The organism is uncultured Parasphingorhabdus sp., from assembly GCF_963677535.2.
Taxonomy (GTDB): Bacteria; Pseudomonadota; Alphaproteobacteria; order Sphingomonadales; family Sphingomonadaceae; genus Parasphingorhabdus.
In genome coordinates, this window is sequence record NZ_CAXXUT010000001.1 from 1001676 (window position 1) to 1024089 (window position 22414).

Below are 22414 nucleotides of genomic sequence, written 5' to 3' on the forward strand. Positions count from 1 at the left end.
GGACTGACACCTCCCCGTGCTTTGCACAGGGAGGAAAATAGGAAAAACCCATCACCATTCCCCCCGGTAATCGTGATTTTCTTCAACCATCGCCTGCAGGTTCGTCGGACCGCCCTCGGCCTCACTGGTCTTGCGACCGATCTGCGAGCCCACGGGGATATCCTTGCCCGCTGCCAGATCCTCGAGGATCCGGGTCATGATGTCATAGTCGAGATCTTCGTAATTATCGTCGTTGATCTGGACCATCGGCGCGTTCGAGCAATTGCCCATGCACTCGACCTCGGTCAGGGTGAACAGGCCGTCCGGCGTGGTCTTGCCCTTTGCCATGCCCTTGTTCTTGCAAGCCGCCATCACATCGTCGCTGCCGCGCAACATGCACGGCGTGGTTCCGCAGACCTGCACATGATAGCGACCGACCGGCGCGAGATTATACATGGTGTAGAAGGTCGCGACCTCATAGGCCCGCATATAGGGCATATCGAGATAGGCGGCGACATATTCGATCACCGGAACCGGCAGCCAGCCTTGTGTTTTCGTATCCGCACCGACCTGCCGCTGGGCCAGGTCGAGCAACGCCATGACCGCCGACTTCTGGCGGCCAGCCGGATATTTCGCGATCTGCCACTTGGCGAGCTTCTCGTTTTCCGGAGTAAACGCAAAATCGCCCCATTTGGCGCGGGTTTCGATTTCGTCAGGGATGGTTGGTGCTTCAGCCATTTAATTTTGTCCAAACTCTGCAGCGGCAGTAGCGCCGGCATCAAATCCACGGCTAAAATTTAAGTTACGACTTTCCATGAGAACAATTTGCTCGATTCCAGCATTGTCGATTGACTCATTCTTGCGGAGAAAAACATTCAAAACAGATGTAGACAACTCACCTTCATCACCACAACCGAGCGTCATCTCGACGACAGAACCCTTCATAAGGTCCGACGTCTCCCAGCCTCCAAAACTCCCCCAATATCCGCCAGCAGAGAATTCGTTACTGTCACCAATCATTTGAAGGCCATCGCTCAACATCAAATTTGATAACCTGCCAATGACGTGTTTTGCCCCTTCAAACATCTCTTGCCTCTCAAATGTTATCAGCATCAAACGAACATCTTTCGCTAAAAGCGCAGAAGCATCTTCAAATTTGCGGGCCGATATCAGACTGAAGAAATTTTGATGCCCCAAATCCAAAATCGGTGGAGGTGAACAAGCTGACACACTACCAGCAGCCGATAAAGCAGCGGCCAGACCCACTCCAGTTAATATTTGTCGACGGTCGACACTCACCGGTCACACTCCCCGAACACGACATCAATCGCGCCCAAAATGGCGGTGGCGTCGGGCAGCATATGGCCCTTGGTCATGAAATCCATTGCCTGCAGATGCGAGAAAGCGGTCGGCCGGATCTTGCAGCGATAGGGCTTGTTGGTGCCGTCGCTAACCAGATAGACGCCGAATTCGCCCTTCGGGCTTTCGGTCGCGACATAGACTTCGCCAGCCGGAACGTGGAAGCCTTCGGTGTAGAGTTTGAAATGATGGATCAGCGCTTCCATCGACTGCTTCATCTCGGCGCGCTTGGGCGGGACAATCTTGCGGTCGGTGGAGGCGACGGGGCCATCGGGCATTTCATTGAGGCACTGGCGCATGATCCGGGCGCTCTGGCGCACCTCCTCTACCCGCACCATGAACCGGTCATAGCAATCGCCCTTGGTGCCCACAGGCACCTCGAAGTCCATGCGGTCGTAAACGTCATAAGGCTGCGACTTGCGCAGGTCCCAGGCGACACCGCTGCCGCGCAATACCGGACCGGAAAAGCCCCAGCGGATCGCATCATCCTGCGACACAGTGGCGATATCGACGTTGCGTTGCTTGAAGATACGGTTGCCGACGACCAGGCTCATCGCGTCATCGAACAGCTTTGGAAATTCGTCGAGCCAGTCGGCGATATCGGTGAGCAGCTTCAGCGGTACATCCTGGTGCACGCCGCCGGGCCGGAACCAGGCGCTGTGCATCCGCGCGCCGCTGGCTCTTTCGAAAAAGCCCATGCATTGCTCGCGAATTTCAAACACCCAGATATTCGGCGTCATCGCGCCGACATCCATGACATGGGCGCCGATATTGAGCATGTGGTTGCAGATCCGGGTCAGTTCGGCGAACAGCACCCGCAAATATTGGCCGCGCAAGGGCACTTCCAGATCGAGCAGCTTCTCGATTGCCAGCACATAGCTATGCTCCATCGCCAGCGGCGAGCAATAGTCGAGCCGGTCGAAATAGGGCAAAGCCTGCAAATAGGTCTTGTGCTCGATCAGCTTCTCGGTGCCGCGGTGCAGCAGGCCAACGTGCGGATCGACACGTTCGACCACTTCGCCGTCCAGTTCCATCACCATCCGCAAAACGCCGTGCGCGGCGGGGTGCTGGGGACCGAAGTTGATCGTGAAATTCTGGATTTCCAGATCGCCGACCGTCGGATCGGATTCGTCTGCGATATGATCCATTTCGTCGAGATAGTCAGACACGTTTATCTCCTTCGGAGTGAACGTGCCCCTGCGCAGGCAGGGGCCCATCCAGGACCATTGCGTCCAGCGGCACTGGCAGGAGATGGATTCCTGCCTTCGCAGGAAAACAGAAAGGAACGTTCATCACTTGCCCTCCCCCTTCTTCTGCGTCCCCGACTTGGTCCGCTTGGGAGCGGGTTTCTTTGCTGCAGCCTTCTTCCGCTTCGACGGCTTGGCCGCTTCCTTGTCGGCTTTCGCGCCCGCGCCGGTATCTTTCTTGTCGTCGGTAGTCTTGGGCGTTGGAGGTGGCGCTTCGCCGCCTACTTTCTCGTCACCCGGCAAGATATAATCCGCGCCTTCCCAAGGCGACATGAAGTCGAAACTGCGAAAATCCTGGGCCAGCTTCACCGGCTCGTAGATCACGCGCTTGTCTTCTTCGGAATAGCGCATCTCGACATAGCCGGTCAGCGGAAAATCCTTGCGGAAGGGATGACCCTGAAAACCATAGTCGGTCAGGATCCGGCGCAAATCGGTATTGCCGTCGAACAGAACGCCATACATGTCGAACACTTCGCGCTCGAGCCAGCCGGCAACTTCCCAGATATGGGTAACGCTCGGCACCGCATTGTCTTCGTCGGTCGTGACCTTGACGCGGATGCGATGGTTTTTCGTCAGGCTGAGCAGATGATAGCAGACCTCGAACCGCTCGGCGCGATCCGGATAGTCGACGCCGGCGATTTCCATCAACTGCTGATATTCATGCTTGTCGCGCAGCTTTTCCAATACCGTGGCAAGCTTCTTGCGCTCGACGGTAAAGCTGATTTCGCCATAGGCCTCGACTGTGTCGATCAGTGCCGCGCCGATCGCCTTGCCAAGCTTCGCCGCAACACCGGAGTTGCTGGATATTATAGGAGCAGAATGGGCCATATTAGCGCTCGAACGTTCCGACGCGGCGGATCTTCCGCTGCAATTGCATCACGCCGTAGAGCAAGGCCTCTGCGGTCGGCGGGCATCCCGGCACATAGATATCAACCGGCACGATCCGGTCGCATCCGCGCACGACGGAATAGCTGTAGTGATAATAGCCCCCGCCATTGGCGCAGCTGCCCATCGAGATCACATATTTCGGATCGGACATCTGGTCATAGACCTTGCGCAGCGCCGGTGCCATTTTGTTGCAGAGGGTTCCGGCGACGATCATCACGTCGGACTGGCGCGGACTGGCGCGCGGGGCAGCACCGAAACGCTCCATATCGTAGCGCGGCATGTTGACGTGGATCATCTCGACCGCGCAGCAGGCAAGACCGAAAGTCATCCACCAGAGCGATCCGGTCCGCGCCCACTGGAACAATTCTTCGGTCGAGGTGACAAGAAAGCCCTTGTCATTCACTTCCGAATTCAGGTCCTTGAAAAACGCCTCGTCAGGCTGCGTATCGGGACGCATCGGCGTGCCGTCTGCGTTCAATATGGCCGAACCACTGGTGCCCGTTTCTAATCCCACTCCAGCGCTCCTACTTTCCAGGCATAAACAAAGCCGATGACCAGTTCGGCGAGGAAGACCATCATCGTCGTCCAGCCAACCCAGCCGGTCAGATCCAGCGACACCGCCCACGGAAACAGAAAGGCTGCTTCGAGGTCGAAAATGATGAACAGGATCGCCACCAGATAGAAACGCACATCAAACTGGCTGCGCGAATCTTCAAAGGCGGGAAAGCCGCATTCATATTCGGAGAGCTTTTCCGCATTCGGATTATGGGTTCCGGTCAGCCGGGAGACGCCCATGGGCAGAAACACAAAGGCTGTTGACAGGCCGGCGGCCACAAACAGGAAAAGCAGGATGGGTGCATATTCGGAAAGATCGACCACAAATGACTCGTTTCGCTAATATTCGGGCCCGCTTTTAGGCAGTGGCTTGCCATGCCGCAAGGGCGAAGTGGCTTAAATTTGCGGCCATTTGCGAGGCGTTCGCAGTTACAGCAGCGACTTGGCCAATATCCGGTGCAGCTTGCTGTGCAGCGCTTCGTTCGATGCCAATATCTCGCTCTGCCCGATCGGCTGGTCGCCGCCGGTATAATCGGTGACAAAGCCGCCGGCTTCGCGAACCATCAATATTCCCGCGGCAACGTCCCACACTTTCAGGCCGGCTTCCCAGAAACCGTCATAGCGGCCGGCCGCCAGCCAGGCGAGGTCAAGCGCGGCCGAACCATTGCGCCTGATCCCGGCAACCTGTGGCGCCACGGCACCGAAAATCCGTGCCCATTCGCCCAGATCACCATGCCCCTTGAAAGGAATGCCGGTGGCAATCAGCGCTTCCGAAAGATCGCGGCGAGCCGAGACGCGCAAACGGCGTTCGCCGAGCCATGCGCCCTTGTCCATTTCCGCCCACCAGGTGAGATCGGTCAGCGGTTCGTAGATCAGGCCGCTGGTGATCTTGCCCCAGCCGCGCCCGTCGAGCGAGCGTTCCTGGACCGCGATCGAAATGGCGAAATGCGGGATGCCATGGAGAAAATTGGAAGTGCCGTCGAGCGGATCGATGATCCAGCGCGGCTTGCCTTCCTCGCCCTCGATCATGCCGCCTTCTTCGAGCACGAAGCCCCAGCCGGGCCGGACCTTCTGCAACTCGTCGTAGAGAATCCGTTCGGCGCGCATGTCGGCCTTGGAAACAAAGTCGGCAGGCCCCTTTTTGGATACCTGCAGATGCTCGACTTCACCGAAGTCGCGGCGCAGGCGCGATCCGGCCTTGCGCGCGGCGCGTTCCATGACGGTAATAAGGGCGGAATGTGCTGGCATTTCTTTATCTCCCCCCTCCCGTGTACGGGAGGGGCTGGGGGTGGGTCTATCTGTTTTTCAAAGAGCGGGCGAGCGGCTTGATCGTGCCCGCCCCGGATTCCTCCCGCAAGCGGGAGGGTATCTGGTCAGCTGGCCTTGCCAACATATTCGCGGGCATAGACATCGACGATGATCCGCGTGCCGGCCGAAATGAACGGCGGCACCATGACGCGGACGCCATTGTCGAGAACCGCCGGCTTGTAGCTCGACGAAGCGGTCTGGCCCTTGACGACGGCGTCGGCCTCGACGATTTCCGCTTCGATCTGATCGGGGAGCTGAACGGAAATTGGCTTCTCCTCGTACAGCTCCAGCTGCACGTCCATGCCGTCCTGCAAAAATTCGACCGCATCGCCCAGCAGATCCGCAGGCAGGGTGATCTGCTCGTAATTTTCCTTGTCCATGAAGGTCAGCATATCGCCGTCGGCGAACAAATACTGGAACGTCTTGGTATCCAGACGAACCTTCTCGAGCGTGTCGGCGCTGCGGAAACGGACATTGGTCTTGCGACCGTCGACGAGATTCTTCATCTCGACCTGCATATAGGCGCCGCCCTTGCCCGGCTGCGTATGCTGGATCTTGGCAACCTTCCACAGGCCACCTTCATATTCCAAAATATTGCCGGGACGGATATCCACACCGCTGATCTTCATCGCTTGTCTCGCTCGATAGAATGTTTGATTGTGCGGCGCTGTAATCTGCTGGCGGTTAATAGGCAAGCCCGCTGACGCCGAAAGGCTGTGCAATCAGTCACAGGTCTTTTTCATACAATACGCCGCAAGGCCTAGCCGCTATTGTCAAATCATGGCCCAGACAGACATCTCCCGCCTTCGTAGCGATCCCGAAAATCCGCCCTTGCGGCGACAATGCGCACTGGCCGCTGGCCTCTTCGGTTATTCGATTGCCGATGGCCGGGTGCATTCGTTCAAGGAAACCGAGGGCTATTTGCGCGATATGGAACAGATGCCCAATTTTGTCCCGCCCTCAGCCAGCAGTTTCGTCGCCCAATATCTGGCTTCCAATATCGGCAGGACGCGCAGCTCGTCCTGAACGGCCGGATCACTCTCCCAATATATCGGCAAATTTTCTGACCGCCGCGGCCGGGCCGTCCGGATCATTCCAAACCGCGCCGCTCACCGCCAGAAAATCCGCACCGGCCTCGACCAGCGGTCGGCAATTTTCCGGTGTGATCCCGCCAATCGCAACGCATGGTATTTCCATCATTCCCGACCACCATGCCAGCAGATCGGCCTCCGGCCGATAGACGGTTTCCTTGGTGCTGGTGGGGAAAAAGGCCCCGAAGGCCACATAATTGGCACCGCCCTCACCGGCTTCCATCGCCAGATGGCGGCTGTCATGGCAGGTGATCCCGATCTGGACATCATTGCCCAAAGTCTCGCGGGCATTTTTCAGACTCTCGTCGCCCTGCCCCAGATGCACGCCATCCGCGCCCAGTTGCCGGGCCAGCGCGACATCGTCGTTAACGACGAAAGCCACGTCAAATTCGTCGCAGATCGCTTTCAGCGGGATAGCAAGCCGGGTCGCCTCATCGGCGCCCACATCCTTGACCCGGAACTGGAAGGCGGCCACCGGCCCCGCCTCCAGCGCCTCGCGCAGGCGGTCGGGAAAGGAACCGCCGACGTCCAGCGGTGAAATCAGGTAAAGCTGGCAGGGGATATCGTTCATGGCCGGGCTTCCAGCGCTCCGTCCTTGCCGATCAGCCTGCCGACGATATCATCGTCGACCGCGGACCGGCCCGGATCGGTTGTGGACAAAACCGCGCGTCCAGTTCAGGCGATCGAAGCGCGATAAATCTGGTCGATCGCGCCGCCGAGCACGGCGTCAAATTCCTCGTCGCTCTGCGAGACCCGGAGGTCCTGCAGCAGGCCGCGGCTGAAGCTGGCGATCATGCCTTCGTTTTTCGCCAGTTCCGCGCAGGCTTCCTCGGTGGAATAGCCGCCGGAGAGCGCCACCAGCCGGACCACCTTGGGGTGATCGACCAGCGATTTGTAGAGATTGGCCTCGACCGGGATCGACAGTTTCAGCATCACCCGCTGGTCATCCGCCAGCGCGTCAAGATGCTTGGTCAGTTCGCTGAGCAGAATCTGGTCGCATTCGGCGCGCTCGTCGCTCTTGATATTCACTTCCGGCTCGATGATCGGCACCAGTCCGTTGGCCAGGATCTGCTTGCCGAAGTCGAACTGCTGGGCGACGATCGCCGCGATGCCTTTCGCATTGGCCTTGTTGATCACCGAACGCATCTTGGTACCAAAAACGCCTTTCGACAGTGCCAGCTTGCACTGCTCGTCGAGATCGGGAATCGGCTTCATCAGCTGGACACCGTCGGCCTCGTCCTGCAGCCCCTTGTCGACCTTCAGGAAAGGCACGACACCACGGTCCCACAGCGCTTCGGGAACCGGCTTGCCACCGGCGTCACCGTTCATCGTCTTTTCGAACAGGATCGCGCCGATCACCTTGCCATTGCCGAAGCTGGGCGAGGTGATGATGCGGCTGCGCATCTTGTGAATCAGGCCGAACATCTCGTCATCGTTGGAGAATGAATCCGCGCCGATGCCGTAACCGGCCAGCGCCTTGGGCGTCGAGCCACCGCTCTGGTCCAGCGCGGCGATAAAGCCTTGGCCATTCTCGATCTTGCTCATCATTTCACTATTCGCCATTTTTCATTTCCTGATATGTTCAATATTATTGGTTAAGCGCTTCGACGCCGGGCAGAGGCTTGCCTTCCATCCATTCCAGGAAAGCGCCCCCCGCGGTCGATACAAAGCTGAAATCATCGGCAACGCCGGCATGGTTGAGCGCGGCGACCGTATCGCCACCGCCGGCAACCGAAAGCAATTGCCCCTCTTTGGTGAGAGCGGCAGCGGTTCTTGCCAGCGCCACGGTGGCGCTGTCGAAGGGCGGCGTCTCGAACGCGCCGAGCGGACCGTTCCAGACCAGAGTCTTGCAGGTCTTGAGCACATCGGACAGCGCCTCGACCGCGGCCGGTCCGATATCGAGGATCATTTCATCCTCTGCCACTTCATGGACGTTGACCGTGCGGGTCGGCGGATCGGCGCGAAATTCCTTCGCCGCCACCACATCATAAGGCAGGTGCACGGTGCAGTCGGCGGCGTCCGCCGCAGCCAATATTTCGTTGGCGGTGTCGGCCAGCTCATGCTCGCACAGGGACTTGCCGACAGCAACGCCGCGCGCCGCCAGAAAGGTGTTGGCCATGCCGCCGCCGATGATCAGATGATCGACCTTCTCGACCATTTGCCGCAGCACATCGAGCTTGCTGGAGACTTTCGCCCCGCCGACCACGGCGGCCACCGGATGTTCGGGATTGCCGAGCGCCTTGTCGAGCGCGGTCAGTTCGCCTTCCATCGAACGGCCGGCATAGGAAGGCAGCAGATGCGCCAGCCCCTCGGTGGTCACATGCGCGCGGTGCGCCGCCGAAAAGGCATCGTTGACATAGAAGTCACCGAAGGCGGCGATCGCCTTGGCCATGGCCGGATCATTTTTTTCCTCGCCCGGCGCAAAGCGGCTGTTTTCCAGCACGGTGATGCTGCCCTCGGGCAAGGCATCGATGGCCGCCTGGTCAGGTTTCTGCATGAAGCCGACGTCCCGGCCCAGGACCGCCGCCAGAGGGGCGACCACGGGCTCGAGCGAATATTCCGCTACATATTCCCCTTTCGGGCGTCCGAAGTGGGCGAGCAACAGCAGTTTCGCGCCCTTGTCAGCCAATTCGGCGACCGTCGGCATCAGGGCCTTCAGGCGCATGTCGTCGGTTACCTTGCCGTCCGCCATCGGGACGTTCAGGTCGACGCGGACCAGGCCGCGCTTTCCCCGAACATCACCGATATCATCAAGCGTTTTGAAGCTATTAGCTGACATTAATCAGAACCTTTGTGAGTTAGAGCAAGCCCGCCATGACCTTGGCAGTGTCGATCATGCGGTTGGAGAAGCCCCATTCATTGTCATACCAGCTGACGACGCGGACCAGCTTGCCGTCCATGACGGTCGTTTCCAGGCTGTCAACCGAGCTGCTGGCTGGCTGATGATTGAAATCGCTCGAGACCAGCGGCTTGTCTTCAAAGACCAGCACGCCTTTCATCGGGCCTTCGGCTGCGGCTTTCAGCGCGCCGTTGACTTCCTCGACCGTGGTGTCGCGGCTTGGCGTGATCACCAGATCGACCAGGCTGACATTCGGGGTCGGCACGCGGACGGACGAGCCGTCGAGCTTGCCGTTCAGTTCCGGCAGCACCAGGCCGACCGCGCGGGCCGCACCGGTGGTCGTCGGGATCATGTTGACCGCACCGGCGCGGGCGCGGCGCATGTCGCTATGCATCTGGTCGAGCATCCGCTGGTCATTGGTATAGCTGTGGATCGTGGTCATGAAGCCGCGCTCGATGCCGACCGTATCGTGCAGCACCTTGGCCACCGGAGCGAGGCAGTTGGTGGTACAGGAGGCGTTCGAAACGATGATATCGTCGGCGGTCAGCACATCATGATTGACGCCATAGACAACCGTTTTCAGGTCACCCTTGGCCGGAGCCGAGATCAGAACGCGTTTCGCGCCAGCGTCGATATGCGGTTGCGCCGCATCCTTCGACTGGAAGAAGCCGGTGCACTCGAGCACGATGTCGACGCCCATGTCGCCGTGCGGCAGGTCGCCGGGATTGCGTTCGGAGGTGACGGCGACTTTCTTGCCATTGACCATGATATGATCGCCATGAGCGGTCACTTCGCCGGGGAAACGGCCGTGCACACTGTCATAGGCGAACAGCAGCGCATTGGATTCGGCATCCGCAAGATCGTTGATCGCGACCAGTTCAAGACCATCATCATCGCGTTCCAGTATCGCGCGGGCGACCAGACGACCGATCCGGCCAAATCCGTTAATTGCTACTTTTGTCATCAATCTTGCTCCTTTGAATGCGAACTTTGTGGCTGTTTTCAGCCAATTTTATCTAAAACCTGCGGCGTGATGGCATCTGCGGTGAGACCGAAATGCTCGAAAAGATCGTCGATCGGTGCCGATGCTCCGAAGCTGTCGATACCGAAACGCAGTCCGTCAAGACCGGTATACCGCTCCCAGCCGAACGTCGTGCCCGCTTCGATCGAGACGCGCAAGATGTCAGAGCCACCCAGCAGATCATTGCGATATTCGGCCGACTGTTCGTCGAACAATTCGGTGCAAGGCATCGAAATGACATCCGCACCGGTTCCGGCGGCTTCCAGCTGCTCGGCAACCGCCAGCGCCAGCGACACTTCCGAACCGGTAGCGATCAGCACCACCCGCTTGCCATTTTCTGATGCCTTGATGCGATAAGCGCCCTTTTCACAACGATTTGAGCTGACGTCATCGCGGATTGGCGCGAGCCCCTGCCGCGTCAGCGCCAGGGTCGATGGCCCATCGGCGCGCTTGATGGCGAGCGCCCAGCATTCCGCCGTTTCGATTGCGTCCGCAGGCCGGTAGACATGCATGTTCGGCATCAGGCGCAGGCTCTGTACATGCTCGATCGGCTGATGGGTCGGGCCGTCTTCGCCGAGTCCGATACTGTCGTGAGTCATCACATAAATGGCCCGCGCGTTCTGGATCGCGGAAAGCCGCATGGCACCCCGGCAATAATCGGTAAACACCAGAAACGTGCCGCCATAGGGGATGATACCGCCGTGCAGCGCCATGCCGTTCATCGCCGCCGCCATGCCGAATTCGCGAATACCATAATAGATATAGCGCCCCGAATAATCATCTTTTGTCAAAGGCTTGGTCGAAGGAGTTTTGGTGTTGTTTGAACCTGTAAGGTCAGCACTGCCGCCAATCATTTCGGGCAGCGCTTCGGTGATCGCCCCCAGCGCCATTTCGGACGACTTGCGGGTTGCCCATTTCGGTGGATCCTTCGCCAGACCTTCCAGATAGGCTTGCATTGCCGTGCCGTCGGGGAGTTCGCCCGCCATTCGCCGCTTGAATTCGGCCGCCTCGGCGTGACTCTCCAGACGCTTGTCCCAGTCGGCGTGCGCGGCAGCGCCCTTTTCTCCCAACTGACGCCAAGCCGCCAGCACATCGTCGGGAATGACAAAAGGCTCCGCATCCCAGCCGAGCGCGACACGGGTGCCAGCGATTTCCTCGTCACCGAGCGGAGCGCCATGGGTCGCCGACGTACCCTGCTTGGTCGGGGCACCATAGCCGATGACCGTCTTGCAGGCGACCAGCGACGGCCGCGGATCGGCCTCCGCTTCTTTCAGCGCCCGGCGGATATCGTCGAAATCATGGCCATCGCAGGAAACCACGTGCCAGCCCGATGCCCGATAGCGCGCCGGAATATCTTCGCTGGTCGATAATTCCGTTCCACCATCGATAGTTATACCATTATCATCCCAAAGAACATTAAGTCTTCCAAGACCCAGATGCCCGCCCAGACCAACCGCTTCATGGTTGATTCCTTCCATCAGGCAGCCGTCACCGGCAATCACCCAGGTCTTATGATCGACCAGATCATCGCCGAAGGTCGCGTTCAGATGGCGCTCGGCGATCGCCATGCCGACCGCCGTGGCAAAGCCCTGCCCCAGCGGCCCGGTCGTCGTTTCCACGCCTTCCAGCTTGAAATTTTCCGGATGGCCGGCGCAGGGCGAGCTGAGCTGGCGGAAATCCTTGATATCCTGCAGCGTCGGCCGGGCGTAGCCGGTCAGATGGAGCAGCGAATAGATCAGCATCGAGCCATGGCCCGCCGACAGGACGAAACGGTCACGGTCCGCCCATTTCGGCGCTTTCGGATCAAATTTCAGAAAATCGGTGAACAACACGGTTGCCACGTCTGCCATGCCCATCGGCATTCCGGGATGGCCGCTGTTCGCCGCTTGTACCGCATCCATGGAGAGCGCTCTGATGGCGTTTGCCATGCTTTTTTCGGTTACGGTCATATCTAGTCTGATCCCTCGATTGGACGCGTGAAAAAACGCAACGGAATGCCGCGATTCGCTATTTTGCCTCCTCCTTTGATGATCCAGCGAGGCGGCGTCAAGGACCGCTTTTCATCATCCGGTGTTTACGGGGTCAGAATAGATTGATAGCAATGAAAGACAGCAACTGACCTGTTGGGAACAAGCTTTGGAAAATGCTCATGGACAATGAACGCGTCATCCTGGCCATCGGCCGGATCGAGCGGGCGCTCAGTCGCATAGAATCGTCAATCGACCGGTCGGCAAGCAAGAGCGACCCGGCGCTGGAGGCGCGCCACGAAGCGCTGAAAGCGGAGATGAAACAGGCGATCCGCACGATCGACGGGCTGATCGAGCGACAGGAGCACTGATAGCATGGCGCAGATGAAACTGGAAATCGGTGGCCGTTCCTTCATGGTGACCTGTCAGGATGGCGAGGAAGCGCATCTGACGAAACTGGCCGCGATGGTCGACGGAAAAGCGCGTGAATCCGGTGACCCGGCGGGACTGACGGAAAGCCGGATGTTGCTGTTCACCTCGCTTCTGCTGGCCGATGACCTGCACAGCGCACAGGGCAGCGCCGCGGCGCCCGCAGAAGCCAGCGCGCCGGCGAAACCCGACCCGATGGACGAACAGGCCATTGCTGCCCTGGAAAAACTGGCCGATCGTGCCGAACAATTGGCGAACAGCCTTGAGTAACACCCCCATCGCGCCTAGATAGGGTGTGACGGGTACTGTCTGGCACGAGCCTGATACGAACATCCCTGAGGCGATATAACTTCCTAGGGAGCTGTCCCTGCCCGGATTGCGGACTGTTTGGCAGTCGGGTCCGGTGCATATGGCGCCCACCTGACGTAATAGGCGTCAGAGGATTTTCCGGCAAACGACCAAGACGGTCCCGTCACCTTCCCAATGAAAGATTTCCTTTTGAGTAACTTAAAAGAGAAAAAGCAGAAACTACGTAAAGAATATAGAAGACGGCGCGACAGCTTTGTCAGACAAATGGACGGGGCCAGCCGCAATCTGTCCTTCCGCCGGCCGCCCTCGCCTCTGGCCCGGCTGTTCCAGCCGCAGCAGACCGTTGCCTTTTACCGCAGCGTGGGCAGCGAAGCGCCAACCGAGCGGCTGGTCGAGTATCTGACCGAGACCGGCGTGAATATTGCCTTTCCCCGCGTGACGGACAATGGCGCGATGGAATTCCGGCTGGTCACCGGCCCGGAACTGCTGGAACATGAATTCCGCAATATTCCCGAGCCGGGCGAATCCTGTCCGCTGGTCGATCCCGATGTAATTATTGCCCCGCTGGTGGCCTTTGACCGGTCGCTGCAGCGTCTTGGCCAGGGCGGCGGCTATTATGACCGCATCTTTGCCCGATATCCCGAGGTAACGCGCATCGGCCTGGCCTGGTCGGTGCAGGAAGCGGACGAGATACCGGCCGAAGCGCATGACCTGCCCTTGCAGATGATCGTCACGGAATGTGAAATCATAGAATGATACAGGATGAAGCCATGACCGCAGAAATCGACGGCAAGCCAAAAGATCAGCCCAGCTGGCGCAAACCGGCAGGCATGATTCTGATATTGTTTCTGATCCTGCTGTGGTGCGGCATTGCCGTCACCCTGATCGAACAGATCGACGCGCTGCATTTCTGGCTGCAATTGCCAGTCTATGTGATTCTCGGAATTGCGTGGATCTTCCCGATGCGTCCGTTGTTGACCTGGATGAATACGGGGTCTTGGCGCCATTTCCCGGAAAACAAGGGAAATGGCGCGAGTGACGAGACTTGAACTCGCGACCTCCGGCGTGACAGGCCGGCGCTCTAACCAACTGAGCTACACCCGCTTATGTGCCTCTATAGGCGGTGGAGCAGCGCAAGTATAAGAGCGGTGCATTTCTGTCAACAACACTCTTTCGATTATTTGATATATTTCTTTCCGGGACCTGTCCGATCGCCATGCGGAGCCCTTTCCTGCTCCGATGCCGGCGCCTGATTCCTGTCCAGGCAAAAACAGCCATGAACGGTCATTGTTACAAAAAGTTACGCACCTTCATGGTAAACAGCGGGTTAACCGTTCCGGATCGGTGGCAATTTTACCGAGGAAAAAGACCTGAAATCCGCCATTGCTGAGGCCCATGGCGGGCCAACATCATTTATCGCGCGTTTACCAAATATTTTGCTTTCCTTGGCATATGGCCTGCATGGAAAACGCACCAACACAGGATTTTCGAGGCCGGCCCTCTTTGCCCGCCGCTTCAGGTATGAGTCGCCGTCTGGCGCTGGCGCTGGGCACGGCCGCGCTTGCGCTGGCATCGACCGCAGCGCAGGCAGCGGGGACATTGGCCGGGACCGACATCGTCAATGTCGCCCAGGCCACCTATGAATCGCCCGACGACGGCACGCCAATCACCATTGATTCGAACAAGGTCACCATCAAGGTCGACGAACTGCTCGATGTGACCGTGGTGTCCAGCGATCCGGGTGACGTGGCCACGGCCCCGGGACTGACCGCACAGGTGCTCACCTATCAGGTGACCAATAGCGGCAACGGCTCGGAAGCATTTACCCTCTCGGCCGATACCGCCCGGCCCGGTGACGAATTTGACACCGGCTTCGAACAGATGATTCTCGATAGCAATGGCAACGGAGTCTATGATCCGGGCGTCGACACTATATATGCGCCCGGCACCAATGACCCGGTGCTGGCTCCCGACGAAAGCATTGTGGTTTTCATCCTGTCGACGATACCCGCCTCCGCCGAGGACGAGGACCGCGCCGAAATCGAACTTTCCGCAACCGCCAATACCGGCAGCGGCACCCCCGGTACGATATTCGCCGGAGAGGGCGATGGCGGCGGTGATGCCGTGGTCGGTTCCACCGGTGCGCGCGATGCCGACAGCGGCTATTTCGTCATCCAGACATCGGATGTCACCCTTACCAAAAGCGCGACGGTTATCGATCCGTCCGGCGGCGACCAGCCAATTCCCGGCGCGACCATCGTCTATCAACTGGTCGCGACGACGATCGGCTCCGGCGAGCTGACCAATCTGGTGATCAGCGACGATATTCCGGCCGACACCACATACAAGGCCGGATCCATCACGCTCGAAAACGCACCGCTGACCGACGCCGTCGATGATGGCGATGCCGGCAGCTTCGCGGACGATGCGATCGCCGTGGCGCTGGGCACGGTTCCGGGCGGGCAGACCCGCACCATCACTTTCCAGGTCACCATCGACTGAATGCAATCGGGGTATAGCAATATGTTTAAAGCCATTTCTCTCGCGATAGCGCTGATCATGCCGGGCACGGCAATGGCCGCCAATAATGTCAGCCTGTCGAGCGATGTCTTCGTCGAGCGCAAGGTAGCAAAGCCCAACGGCACCACCGCCCTTGTGCTCGAACCGCCGACGACCGTCACGCCGGGCGACAAGCTGGTGTTCGTCGTCAAATATAAAAATGTCGGCCGCGCGCCGGCTACGGATTTCTCTGTCACCAATCCGCTACCGAAGGCGGTGGCGTTCAATGGAACGTCTGATGGCACTGAAATTGTCTCCGTTGACGGAGGCAAAAGCTGGGGACCGCTTGCGGACCTCACCTATCTGGGCGGGAACGGTGAAGTCCGCCCCGCTCTCATGACCGATGTTACCCATGTGAAATGGACGTTCAATCGTGCCCTTTCTGCAGGTTCGGGAGGGAAATTGGTTTTTCGCGGCACCGTGAGGTGACCGCAACCGTACCGGATCGCCGCGGGGTTAGGCGATCCAATTAAGTGAAACAGGAGACAGTTATGACCAGTATACTGAAACTTCTCGTTGCCACTAGTACCATTTCTGTAGCGGCGCTGGGTGCAAACCCGGCGTTCGCTGCAGATCTGGGCACTGATGCAGGAACGAGCATTACCAATACCGTTAGCGTGGCCTATAATGTCGGAGGAACCGGCCAGACCGCGGAAACCGACAGCGACGTTTTCGTCGTCGACCGTAAAGTCAATCTTGTCGTCGCCAAAAGCGATGCCGTGAATACGTCGGTAGCGCCGAACGCCACACAGCAAGCCGTAACCTACACGGTCAGCAACCAGACCAACGACACGATTGACGTGTTGCTCAGCTCCGAACAACCGGCCACCGACGATTTCGACGTGACCGGCACGATCAGCTACTATCTTGACAATGGTACCACCGCCGGCGTTTTTGATGCCGGTGACACGCTGATCACCTATATCGACAACCTGGCCGAAGACAGCAGTGTCACGATCCATGCCGTGGCCAATATTCCCAACGGCGTCGTCACAGGCGATCTGTCTGACCTCATTCTGATCGGCCAGGCAGCCGCTCACGGCGGCAGCGGTCTTCCCGCGACCGGTTCGGGCGTGCAGGGTACTGCTTTCTCGGACGATTCGGGTGATGCCGATGATGCATCGCTGGTGCAGAACGTCTTTGCCGACGCGGCAGGAACAGGCAGCTCGGATGGTGCCGGCGACGGCTATCACAGCGCAACCGACACCTATGAAGTGTCGGCGGCGGACATCACGGTTACCAAGACCAGCAATGTCCTGTGGGATCCGGTCAACGGCAGCGCCAATCCGAAAGCCATTCCCGGCGCGATTGTCGAATATTGTATCGCGGTCGCCAATGCGGCCGGCGGCGCAGCAGCGACCGGCGTGGCCATTTCGGATACGATTCCGGCCAATTTGGTCTATTATAACAGCCTGGCCACCGGTCCGGCGACGGTTCCGGCCGTCATTGGCGTGGTAACCGAAGGCACGGTCACCGGATCCACCTGTAATGCAGATGGTACCGGCACCGGTTCGGAAGCCTCCGGCGTGGTTTCGGGTAACCTCGGCACTGTTGCCGCGGGTACGACCGAAACGCTAGTCTTCCGTGTAACGGTTGAATAGCGCTTTGTGAAATTTGGTGGCAGGCCGGCATTTCCGCCGGTTTGCCGCCGAATTCCGGCCATTACCGTGGGTAAATTCACCACCTTTTTCAAGCCAGTCGGCCTGGCATTGGCTGCTTGCGCCCTCAGCGCGCCGGCCTCTACGGCACTCGCCCAACCCGAGTTTGCCGAGGAGCAGCCGCACGCGCCCGATTTCGCGATCGAAGAGGCGCAGGATCTGCCGCTGATCAGCAATATCGCGCGAGCGGAATGGAATGTCGGCGGCCAGCGGTTGCAGAAACCGTCCAACCGTGTCGATATCCAGGTCGAGCAGCCCCCTGCCGATCCGCTGGAAATCAAGATTTACCATTTTGCCGATCCGCCAGGGGCCGAGCAATTTCCGATTGGCCAGACAATGTGTCGCGGCACGCAAGGCAGCGTGCCGATCGAACTCAGCGGTGCCTTCGCCGGGACGTCCAGAAGCCCTGCTTCGGTCATGCCGACCGACAATATCCGGGCCGGCGAGCCACTGATCGTCTCGATCATGGCCGATTACCGCAATCTCAATCCGCTGGCGATCGACAATTTCGACATCTACCTGACCACGCCGAGCGGTGACCGGGAACAGATCAATATTGTCGAAACTGCGGTCAACAGCGGCCGCTTTGTCGGACTGATCAACACCGCTGCGGTTCCGCCCGCTCCGATTCAGGGCGATTGCGTCCTCTCGGTCAAACGCGGGGAAACCTTTGACATCACCGTCCATGAACTGGGCGGCAAGGCCATCGGCGTAGCGAAAGTCGGGATTCTGATCGATCCCTTCGGCGAAATATTCGACAGCGCCGACGGCACGCCGGTCAGCGGCGCGCGCGTCACGCTGATCGATAGCGCCACCGGCCTGCCTGCCGAAGTCTTCGGTGATGACGGGGTTTCGCTATTCCCGAGCACAGTCATTTCGGGCAGCAGCGTCACCGACAGTGGCGGCACCGTCTATGACTTCCCCGACGGCTATTATCGCTTCCCCTTTGCCAGACCGGGCCGCTATCGCCTGCTCGTCGAGCCGCCCGCGCCCTATAGTTTCGCATCGGCTGCCACACCCGCGCAATTGACGGGATTGCGGAGAACCGACGGTTTTCCCTTCACCATAGTCGACGGCTCCTATGGCGGCATCATCATTCTCGACGATCCGGCACCGGTGCGCGTCGACGTACCGCTGGACCGGCCCGGCGCGCCACTGTTGATCACCAAATCCGCCTCCACGACCCAGGCGGCGCCCGGAGACGCGGTGCAATATCGGATTACCGTGCAGAATTCCGATGTCCTGCGGACCACCGGCCAGATTACGATCACCGACCAGCTGCCCGCCACTATGCGCCTGAAAGCCGGAACGGTCCGCTATAATGGCGAATTGATCACGCCAACGGTCGCGTCCAATGGCCAGGACTTCTCGGTCGCGGCACCGCCGCTGGCTCCGTCCGCGAGCGCGCTGCTGACCTATATTGCCGAAGTGCGTCAGGACGCCCAGCCCGCAGACGCGATCAATCTCGCCTCCGCGCGCGACGATCGGGGCACCACCAGCGACACTGTCGATGCTATCGTCAGCATTGTCCGCGACGGTATTTCCGAACGATTCACGCTTGTCGGCCGGATCACCGAAGGCGGTTGCAGTACCGATCCGCGGACTGCCGCGGGCATCGGCAATATTCGCGTGATGCTGCAGGACGGGACCTATACGGTCACCGACAGCGACGGCCGCTATCATTTCGAGGGGCTGAAGCCCGGCCTGCACGTGGTCCAGATCGATCCTTCAACCTTTCCGGCCGATCAGGCTCCGGTTGACTGCGCCGGGAATACTCGCGCTGCAGGCAGCGCCATTTCCCGCTTCGTGGAAGGCCGTGGCGGCGCGCTGAAACGCGCAGACTTCCGCGCCAGAACAGTCGCTCCCAGAAAGATGGAATCGGCTGATGCCTATCACAGGCCGGAGATCCTCTCGGATCCCGAAGCCGCTGGCGCCGGCCGCGACTGGGTTTCCGGCGAACAGCCCGGCATTGCATGGCTGTTTCCGGAAGAAGAGCATAATCCGAGGGTCAAGGCGCTGCGCGTCGCGATCAAGCATCATGCCGGCCAGCGGGTCGAACTGTCGGTCAACGGCAAGCCGGTCACGCCGCTTGCCTTTGACGGCACCAAGAAAAGTGCCGACGGCAAGGTCCGGGTCAGCACCTGGCGCGGGATCGAAATCGAGGACCGCACCAATATCCTGATCGCCCGTGTCGTAGACCGCGATGGCAAGCTGGTCCAGCAACTGGAACGCAAGGTCCATTATGCCGGCAGCCCGTTGCACGCGGAACTGCTCAAGGACCGCTCCATTCTCGTCGCCGACGGGGTTAGCCGCCCCGTGATCGCTGTCCGCCTGACCGACCGGGACGGCAGGCCTGCCCGCAACGGCATGGTCGGTGACTTCTCTGTCCCCGCCCCTTATGCGCCGGCGATCGAAATCGACGCCCAGCAGGCCAATCAGCTCGCCGGTCTCGAACGTGGCGGCCCCGTTTGGCGCGTCGAGGGCGAGGAAGGCATTGCCTATATCGAACTGGCTCCGACCACCGCTTCCGGTTCGCTGAGCATTTCCTTCCCCTTCCGCGACGGTGAAGTCGAACGCGCGCAACGGGTCGAAACCTGGCTTGATCCGGGCGACCGCCCATGGACCGTCGTCGGTTTTGCCGCCGGCACGCTGGGCTTCAACACGCTCGACGAAAGGCTGGAAGACCTTGCCGATGACGAAGACAATATCAACGTTGATGGCCGGGTTGCGCTTTATGCCAAGGGCCGGGTGACCGGCAAATGGCTGATGACGCTCGCCTATGACAGCGACAAGGAAGAAGATGAGACCGAGCTTCAGGGCATTATCGATCCCCGCCGCTATTATACGGTCTACGCTGACCGCAGCGAGCAACGCTATGATGCCGCATCGGTGCGCCGCCTCTATCTGAAGCTGGAACGGCCGCAGTTTTATGCCCTGTTCGGCGATTATGAAACCGGCATCAGCGAGCCCCAACTGGCCCGCTACCAGCGCGCCTTCAACGGTATCAAGGCGGAATATAAAAGCGATCAGGTACATCTCAACGCTTTTGCCGCGGATTCGCCCAACCAGTTCCGCCGCGAAGAAATCCAGGGCAACGGCCTGTCGGGTCCCTATGCTCTCGCCACGCGCGACATATTGGCCAATAGCGAGCGGATCACGCTGGAAACCCGCGACCGTTTCCGCTCGGAGCAGATTATCGAACAACGCGTGCTGACCCGGCATATCGACTATGACATCGATTATCTCGCCGGAACGATCAGCTTCCGCGAACCGATACTCAGCCGCAGCAGCGATCTCGATCCGCAGTTCATCATTGCCGAATATGAAGTTCTCGGCATTGGCGGACGCAATCTCAACGCCGGCGGCCGCGCCACCTACCAGACCGCCGACGAAAAGCTGAAGATCGGTGCGACGGCGGTGCACGACGAGGATGAAAGCGTCAAAACCGACCTGCTCGGCGTCGACGTCCGCTACCGGCCGGACCTGAAGACCGAATTGCGCGCCGAACTCGCCGTCACCGACAATGAAGCGAAAGATATCAGCGCCACCGACAGCGGCGGGGCGGCAACCGCCTGGCTGGTTGAAGCTGAACATCACGGATCGAAATTCGACATTCTCGCCTATGTCCGGCAACAGACCTCGGGCTATGGCCTGGGTCAGCTGAACACCGCCGAAAACGGCACCCGCAAATTCGGCATTGATGGCCGGGTCGGCATCAGCGACAATCTCTCGCTTGCCGTAACCAGCTATCAGGAGAATTTCCTGACGTCCGACGCACGCCGTCGCGCCGCGACCGCCGAGCTGGAATATCGCGCCGACAACACCTCTTTCCGCGCTGGTCTGGTCTATGCCAATGACCGGCTGTCGGACGGCACGGTGAACGAATCGACCCTCGTCCGGCTTGGTGCCACGCAGCGCCTGTTCGGCGGCAAGCTGGAGCTCGATGCGCAGACCGAATTTGCGCTGGGCGGACAGGATGAAAGCATCGACTTCCCGGCCCGGCACAGTGTCTCGGCCCGTTATGCGGTAACCGAGGACATCAAGATTATCGGCACCTACGAAATTGCCGATGGCGAAAATATCGATGCCCGCACCGCCCGTATCGGCGTCGATGTCTCGCCGTGGAACGGCGCGCGCATCGTCAGCAGCATGAACCAGCAGGAAATTACCGAATATGGTCCACGCAGCTATGCGGCTTATGGCCTGACCCAAAGCATCCCGCTCGGCGAGAGATGGACCATCGATTTCTCGTTGGATGGCAATGAAACGATCAGCGGATTTGATCGCGCCGATGTGATCAACAGCGATCAGCCCGTCGCCTCGGGCGGTTTTCTGGGCAATGACGCGACGCTGACCGAGGATTTTCTTGCGGTCACCGCCGGCGCAACTTACCGGCACGACGACTGGAGCTGGAACAGCCGGGTCGAGTATCGCGATGGCGATATCAGCACCCGCTACGGGCTAACCACCGCCCTGCTGAAGCAAATTGGCGAAGGCAGCGCGCTTGGTGCCCTGGCAAGCATCTTTGTCGCCGAGGACGAAACCGGTGTCAGCTCCCGCGTCATCGAAGCCGAAGCCAGCTGGGCCCACCGTCCGTCGGACAGCCAGTGGTCGTGGCTCGCAAAGCTCGAGTTCCGGGAAGATCGCCTACGCAATGCAGTCGCCGGCGAATCCGGACCGATTGGCGGCGCAGCGCTGCTCGTCGATGGCGATGTCACATCGCGCCGGATTATCAACAGCCTGAGCGTGAACTATACACCGCTGGATTCAGACAACGGCATTTTCACCGAAGCGGGCGAATATGGCTTCTTCTGGGGCAGCCGCTATGTATTCGACCGCTTCGGCCAGGATGATGTGAAGGGCTGGAGCAATGTCGTCGGCGCGGATGTCAAATTCGATCTGTCGGACACGATTGACGTCGGCGGCCAAGCCACGGCGCGCGTCGGCAATGATTTCGACAGCATCGCTTATTCCGGCGGACCGAGCCTGGGCATCACCCCGTTTAAAAATGCCTATATTTCGGTCGGCTATAATGTCGTCGGCTTTGCTGACCGCGACTTTGAAGATAGCCGCTACACAAGAGACGGCCCGTTCGTCACCTTCCGCCTGAAATTCGACCAGGAAAGTCTCGGCAAACTCGGGCTTTGAAAGTCGGCTTCTTCTCCCTCAAGGGAGAAGGGCCGCATTTACCCCATTCCGTTCGCA

Annotated in this window: 22 protein-coding genes and 1 tRNA gene; 9 read left to right on the forward strand and 14 right to left on the reverse strand. The window is 59.5% G+C overall.

Features of this window, described 5'->3' with window-relative positions:
• Nucleotides 1-51: 51 nt before the first annotated feature.
• From ACHZCJ_RS04785 to efp, 8 genes are all read right to left on the reverse strand, one after another.
• Nucleotides 52-717, reverse strand: coding sequence for an NAD(P)H-dependent oxidoreductase subunit E (locus ACHZCJ_RS04785; protein WP_321324345.1), 666 nt, complete (start codon nucleotides 715-717; stop codon nucleotides 52-54).
• Nucleotides 718-1278 (reverse strand): hypothetical protein, encoded by a 561-nt coding sequence (locus tag ACHZCJ_RS04790; RefSeq protein ID WP_321324348.1) that lies wholly within the window; start codon nucleotides 1276-1278, stop codon nucleotides 718-720.
• Nucleotides 1275-2507, reverse strand: coding sequence for an NADH-quinone oxidoreductase subunit D (locus tag ACHZCJ_RS04795; protein WP_321324350.1), 1233 nt, complete (start codon nucleotides 2505-2507; stop codon nucleotides 1275-1277). Before ACHZCJ_RS04795 ends, ACHZCJ_RS04790 begins: the two co-directional genes overlap by 4 nt.
• A 123-nt stretch (nucleotides 2508-2630) precedes the next feature.
• Entirely contained in the window at nucleotides 2631-3413 is a 783-nt protein-coding gene (locus ACHZCJ_RS04800; protein WP_159641891.1) for an NADH-quinone oxidoreductase subunit C, read from the reverse strand.
• A gap of 1 nt (nucleotide 3414) precedes the next feature.
• Nucleotides 3415-3930 (reverse strand): NADH-quinone oxidoreductase subunit B family protein, encoded by a 516-nt coding sequence (locus ACHZCJ_RS04805; RefSeq protein WP_159647866.1) that lies wholly within the window; start codon nucleotides 3928-3930, stop codon nucleotides 3415-3417.
• 47 nt (nucleotides 3931-3977) lie between these two features.
• Complete coding sequence (gene ndhC, locus ACHZCJ_RS04810; RefSeq protein ID WP_159641888.1) at nucleotides 3978-4352, reverse strand: NADH-quinone oxidoreductase subunit A; 375 nt, start codon at nucleotides 4350-4352, stop codon at nucleotides 3978-3980.
• A gap of 105 nt (nucleotides 4353-4457) precedes the next feature.
• Nucleotides 4458-5276 (reverse strand): inositol monophosphatase family protein, encoded by an 819-nt coding sequence (locus ACHZCJ_RS04815; protein ID WP_159641885.1) that lies wholly within the window; start codon nucleotides 5274-5276, stop codon nucleotides 4458-4460.
• A 125-nt stretch (nucleotides 5277-5401) separates the two neighbouring features.
• Nucleotides 5402-5965, reverse strand: coding sequence for an elongation factor P (gene efp, locus ACHZCJ_RS04820; RefSeq protein ID WP_159641882.1), 564 nt, complete (start codon nucleotides 5963-5965; stop codon nucleotides 5402-5404).
• Between the two features lie 151 nt (nucleotides 5966-6116).
• Between efp and ACHZCJ_RS04825 the strand changes: the two genes are divergently transcribed.
• Entirely contained in the window at nucleotides 6117-6362 is a 246-nt protein-coding gene (locus ACHZCJ_RS04825) for a hypothetical protein (protein ID WP_321324356.1), read from the forward strand.
• A gap of 9 nt (nucleotides 6363-6371) precedes the next feature.
• Here ACHZCJ_RS04825 and thiE read toward each other — a convergent pair whose 3' ends face one another.
• The 5 genes from thiE to tkt form a co-directional block, all read right to left on the reverse strand.
• On the reverse strand, nucleotides 6372-6998 hold the full coding sequence (gene thiE, locus ACHZCJ_RS04830; protein WP_321324358.1) for a thiamine phosphate synthase: 627 nt from the start codon (nucleotides 6996-6998) through the stop codon (nucleotides 6372-6374).
• A 104-nt stretch (nucleotides 6999-7102) separates the two neighbouring features.
• Nucleotides 7103-7990, reverse strand: a complete 888-nt coding sequence (locus tag ACHZCJ_RS04835; protein WP_321324360.1) for a fructose bisphosphate aldolase — start codon at nucleotides 7988-7990, stop codon at nucleotides 7103-7105.
• Nucleotides 7991-8015: 25 nt separating this feature from the next.
• Nucleotides 8016-9206 carry a phosphoglycerate kinase gene (locus ACHZCJ_RS04840; RefSeq protein ID WP_159641870.1) on the reverse strand — a complete coding sequence of 397 codons (1191 nt, stop codon included), beginning with the start codon at nucleotides 9204-9206 and terminating at the stop codon, nucleotides 8016-8018.
• 19 nt (nucleotides 9207-9225) lie between these two features.
• Entirely contained in the window at nucleotides 9226-10233 is a 1008-nt protein-coding gene (gap, locus tag ACHZCJ_RS04845; protein WP_159641867.1) for a type I glyceraldehyde-3-phosphate dehydrogenase, read from the reverse strand.
• A 35-nt stretch (nucleotides 10234-10268) separates the two neighbouring features.
• Nucleotides 10269-12236 (reverse strand): transketolase, encoded by a 1968-nt coding sequence (tkt, locus tag ACHZCJ_RS04850; RefSeq protein ID WP_321324364.1) that lies wholly within the window; start codon nucleotides 12234-12236, stop codon nucleotides 10269-10271.
• A gap of 200 nt (nucleotides 12237-12436) precedes the next feature.
• On the opposite strand from tkt, the gene ACHZCJ_RS04855 reads away from it, so the two are divergent.
• The 4 genes from ACHZCJ_RS04855 to ACHZCJ_RS04870 all read left to right on the forward strand — a co-directional run bounded on the left by ACHZCJ_RS04855 (nucleotide 12437) and on the right by ACHZCJ_RS04870 (nucleotide 14041).
• Nucleotides 12437-12625, forward strand: coding sequence for a hypothetical protein (locus ACHZCJ_RS04855; protein WP_159641861.1), 189 nt, complete (start codon nucleotides 12437-12439; stop codon nucleotides 12623-12625).
• A 4-nt stretch (nucleotides 12626-12629) separates the two neighbouring features.
• The gene (locus ACHZCJ_RS04860; RefSeq protein WP_159641858.1) at nucleotides 12630-12953 is read left to right on the forward strand and encodes a cell division protein ZapA; all 324 of its coding nucleotides are present in this window, start codon (nucleotides 12630-12632) and stop codon (nucleotides 12951-12953) included.
• Between the two features lie 228 nt (nucleotides 12954-13181).
• A complete protein-coding gene (locus tag ACHZCJ_RS04865) occupies nucleotides 13182-13748 on the forward strand; it encodes a 5-formyltetrahydrofolate cyclo-ligase (protein WP_321324368.1) in 567 nt (188 codons plus the stop codon).
• A 14-nt stretch (nucleotides 13749-13762) separates the two neighbouring features.
• The gene (locus tag ACHZCJ_RS04870; protein ID WP_321324371.1) at nucleotides 13763-14041 is read left to right on the forward strand and encodes a DUF2842 domain-containing protein; all 279 of its coding nucleotides are present in this window, start codon (nucleotides 13763-13765) and stop codon (nucleotides 14039-14041) included.
• On the opposite strand, the gene ACHZCJ_RS04875 is transcribed toward ACHZCJ_RS04870, so the two are convergent.
• Nucleotides 14020-14096: transfer RNA gene (locus ACHZCJ_RS04875), tRNA-Asp, on the reverse strand. The two genes, ACHZCJ_RS04870 and ACHZCJ_RS04875, sit on opposite strands and share 22 nt — an antisense overlap.
• 417 nt (nucleotides 14097-14513) lie before the next feature.
• On the opposite strand from ACHZCJ_RS04875, the gene ACHZCJ_RS04880 reads away from it, so the two are divergent.
• The 4 genes from ACHZCJ_RS04880 (at nucleotide 14514) to ACHZCJ_RS04895 (ending at nucleotide 22357) form a co-directional block, all read left to right on the forward strand.
• Nucleotides 14514-15494 carry a hypothetical protein gene (locus ACHZCJ_RS04880; protein WP_321324373.1) on the forward strand — a complete coding sequence of 327 codons (981 nt, stop codon included), beginning with the start codon at nucleotides 14514-14516 and terminating at the stop codon, nucleotides 15492-15494.
• A 21-nt stretch (nucleotides 15495-15515) separates the two neighbouring features.
• The gene (locus ACHZCJ_RS04885; protein ID WP_321324375.1) at nucleotides 15516-15980 is read left to right on the forward strand and encodes a hypothetical protein; all 465 of its coding nucleotides are present in this window, start codon (nucleotides 15516-15518) and stop codon (nucleotides 15978-15980) included.
• A 62-nt stretch (nucleotides 15981-16042) separates the two neighbouring features.
• On the forward strand, nucleotides 16043-17152 hold the full coding sequence (locus tag ACHZCJ_RS04890) for a DUF11 domain-containing protein (protein ID WP_159641843.1): 1110 nt from the start codon (nucleotides 16043-16045) through the stop codon (nucleotides 17150-17152).
• 66 nt (nucleotides 17153-17218) lie between these two features.
• Entirely contained in the window at nucleotides 17219-22357 is a 5139-nt protein-coding gene (locus ACHZCJ_RS04895) for a hypothetical protein (protein ID WP_321324378.1), read from the forward strand.
• The last annotated feature ends 57 nt before the right edge of the window (nucleotides 22358-22414 follow it).

Excerpts from the sequence above, each read along its gene's own strand:
- thiE (WP_321324358.1), bottom strand. The coding sequence starts at position 6,998 with ATGAACGATATCCCCTGCCAGCTTTACCTGATTTCACCGCTGGACGTC.
- ACHZCJ_RS04805 (WP_159647866.1), bottom strand. The coding sequence starts at position 3,930 with ATGCGTCCCGATACGCAGCCTGACGAGGCGTTTTTCAAGGACCTGAAT.
- ACHZCJ_RS04835 (WP_321324360.1), bottom strand. The coding sequence starts at position 7,990 with ATGGCGAATAGTGAAATGATGAGCAAGATCGAGAATGGCCAAGGCTTT.
- ACHZCJ_RS04870 (WP_321324371.1), top strand. The coding sequence starts at position 13,763 with ATGACCGCAGAAATCGACGGCAAGCCAAAAGATCAGCCCAGCTGGCGC.
- ACHZCJ_RS04860 (WP_159641858.1), top strand. The coding sequence starts at position 12,630 with ATGGCGCAGATGAAACTGGAAATCGGTGGCCGTTCCTTCATGGTGACC.
- tkt (WP_321324364.1), bottom strand. The coding sequence starts at position 12,236 with ATGACCGTAACCGAAAAAAGCATGGCAAACGCCATCAGAGCGCTCTCC.
- ACHZCJ_RS04885 (WP_321324375.1), top strand. The coding sequence starts at position 15,516 with ATGTTTAAAGCCATTTCTCTCGCGATAGCGCTGATCATGCCGGGCACG.
- ACHZCJ_RS04855 (WP_159641861.1), top strand. The coding sequence starts at position 12,437 with ATGGACAATGAACGCGTCATCCTGGCCATCGGCCGGATCGAGCGGGCG.
- ACHZCJ_RS04840 (WP_159641870.1), bottom strand. The coding sequence starts at position 9,206 with ATGTCAGCTAATAGCTTCAAAACGCTTGATGATATCGGTGATGTTCGG.
- ACHZCJ_RS04785 (WP_321324345.1), bottom strand. The coding sequence starts at position 717 with ATGGCTGAAGCACCAACCATCCCTGACGAAATCGAAACCCGCGCCAAA.
- ACHZCJ_RS04825 (WP_321324356.1), top strand. The coding sequence starts at position 6,117 with ATGGCCCAGACAGACATCTCCCGCCTTCGTAGCGATCCCGAAAATCCG.
- ACHZCJ_RS04815 (WP_159641885.1), bottom strand. The coding sequence starts at position 5,276 with ATGCCAGCACATTCCGCCCTTATTACCGTCATGGAACGCGCCGCGCGC.
- ACHZCJ_RS04800 (WP_159641891.1), bottom strand. The coding sequence starts at position 3,413 with ATGGCCCATTCTGCTCCTATAATATCCAGCAACTCCGGTGTTGCGGCG.
- ACHZCJ_RS04890 (WP_159641843.1), top strand. The coding sequence starts at position 16,043 with ATGACCAGTATACTGAAACTTCTCGTTGCCACTAGTACCATTTCTGTA.
- ACHZCJ_RS04880 (WP_321324373.1), top strand. The coding sequence starts at position 14,514 with ATGAGTCGCCGTCTGGCGCTGGCGCTGGGCACGGCCGCGCTTGCGCTG.
- efp (WP_159641882.1), bottom strand. The coding sequence starts at position 5,965 with ATGAAGATCAGCGGTGTGGATATCCGTCCCGGCAATATTTTGGAATAT.